Origin of the sequence: Paraburkholderia sp. SIMBA_054 (assembly GCF_046534875.1) — a bacterium.
In the GTDB taxonomy this organism is placed as follows: domain Bacteria; phylum Pseudomonadota; class Gammaproteobacteria; order Burkholderiales; family Burkholderiaceae; genus Paraburkholderia; species Paraburkholderia hospita.
In genome coordinates this window covers 1-262 of record NZ_JAWRXV010001016.1, presented here as the reverse complement: position 1 = coordinate 262, position 262 = coordinate 1, and the positions used below count along the sequence as shown (strand labels likewise).

Annotated in this window: 1 protein-coding gene; it reads right to left on the bottom strand. The window is 54.6% G+C overall.

Going from position 1 to position 262, the window contains the following annotated elements; all coding sequences use genetic code 11:
• Positions 1-262 (bottom strand): hypothetical protein (locus SB822_RS58215; RefSeq protein WP_410859258.1); only part of this gene is annotated, 262 nt, incomplete at both ends.

Below are 262 nucleotides of genomic sequence, written 5' to 3'. Positions count from 1 at the left end.
ACAACCCAGGAAACCAGAGAAGTCAGCACACGGAATATGCCCTTCACCGAAGAAGGCGCAAACTCCGCCAGATGGCGGTAGCCACGGAAGCCGAGCTTCAGAATATCCAGCAGACTTTCCAGCGGCTTATCTTCCGGATAGCTGTCCTGCCAGAGCGCCCATGTATCCGCACGGGCAAACGTACACTGCACAAAATCGATATGTTGCTGGGTGGTGAGCGGCATTAATTTCAGCCCAACTTCATTACCCATCACGCGCGCCA